General features: G+C 46.5%; 1 protein-coding gene and 2 pseudogenes. 1 reads left to right on the forward strand and 2 read right to left on the reverse strand.

All coding sequences use genetic code 11. The features are described from left to right. Both ACFVRR_RS13170 and ACFVRR_RS13175 read right to left on the reverse strand, forming a co-directional pair. Positions 1 to 682, reverse strand: a pseudogene (locus tag ACFVRR_RS13170) (hypothetical protein); the annotation flags it as partial. Positions 683 to 974: 292 nt separating this feature from the next. Next, on the reverse strand, positions 975 to 1154 hold the full coding sequence (locus ACFVRR_RS13175) for a hypothetical protein (RefSeq protein ID WP_387329070.1): 180 nt from the start codon (positions 1152 to 1154) through the stop codon (positions 975 to 977). Between the two features lie 87 nt (positions 1155 to 1241). Here ACFVRR_RS13175 and ACFVRR_RS13180 point away from each other — a divergent pair. After that, positions 1242 to 1457, forward strand: a pseudogene (locus ACFVRR_RS13180) (hypothetical protein); the annotation flags it as partial.

Genomic DNA, 1457 nt, shown 5'->3' on the forward strand with positions numbered 1-1457 from the left:
CTGCTGCTCCCGCTGGACCTGTTGCTCCTGCTGCCCCTGCTGGACCTGTTGCTCCTGCTGCTCCCGCTGGACCTGTTGCTCCTGCTGCCCCTGCTGGGCCTGTTGCTCCTGCTGCTCCCGCTGGGCCTGTTGCTCCTGCTGCGCCTGCTGTTCCCGCTGGGCCTGTTGCTCCTGCTGCGCCTGCTGTTCCCGCTGGGCCTGTTGCTCCCGCTGGACCTGTCGCTCCTGCTGCGCCTGCTGTTCCCGCTGGACCTGTTGCTCCCGCTGGGCCTGTCGCTCCTGGTGCGCCTGCTGTTCCCGCTGGACCTGTTGCTCCTGTTGCGCCTGCTGTTCCCGCTGGACCTGTTGCTCCTGCAGTACCCGGTGTTCCTGCTGGTCCCATTGGTCCCATTGGACCCATATGACCTCTTGGACCTCTGTCTCCTTCTTCCCCTTCTTTTCCTCGTTTACCTCTTTCTCCACGAGGACCTTCTTTACCTTCAGGACCGCGTGGACCTGTTGCTCCTGTTGGACCTTCTTTACCTTCAGGACCGCGTGGACCTGTTGGACCCATTACTGGTCTTGGAAGGCATGAAGAAATTTGTTGTAATAACTCTGATTGATCTGTGCTTTGTGTAGTATCTGGTTGATTTGGTTCTTCTGATGGTTGTTGTGGTAGTGGTGGAATTGGTGGTAGTGGCAAAAAAATACACCTCTCATTAATTTTTAATCGTACAATTTATTGTATAAAAAAAGGACAAATTGGTTCGTTATTATCAAAAAAATGAGTAAAAAAACTGGTACAAATTAATCATTATTTCAAAATAATAAAATCCCCATTCCAAAAATTAAGTGTTTCTACAATCCAGAATAATTGAAATTTTATAGGAAACAATTTTTTATTTATACAATATTTTTCAAATATCATTTATATTTGCCCAAACGTCTTAATGGCTTGTCTCATAAAATAACAAGAATATTATAAGGTGGTGAAATTATTGAGTAAAGAAGATAAATGCAAGAAATGTGATCACGATGATGATTGCAAATGCAAATGCAGGAAATGCAAACATAAAAATTGCAAATGCAGAAAATGTGATCACCATCATGATGATTGCAGATGCCGTGATAAATGCAAGAAATGTAATCACGACCATGATGATTGCAGATGTCATGATGATAGATGTGATGATTGTGGAAAAAGAAATTGTGGATGCAACGTAAAGCAAAATGTAAACGTTTGTGTAAATGTAGAAAATAATGGAGCTACAGGAACCGGACCGGCGGGACCAACCGGACCAGCTGGTGCTACTGGTGCTACCGGACCTACTGGACCGACTGGTAATACTGGTACTACTGGTGAAAGAGGTGCTACTGGTGCTACTGGACCTACTGGACCGACTGGTAATACTGGTACTACTGGTGAAAGAGGTGCTACTGGCGCTACTGGACCAACTGGACCGGCTGGTAATACGTAC

Source organism: Gottfriedia sp. NPDC057948 (assembly GCF_042887255.1).
GTDB lineage: Bacteria > Bacillota > Bacilli > Bacillales > Bacillaceae_G > Gottfriedia.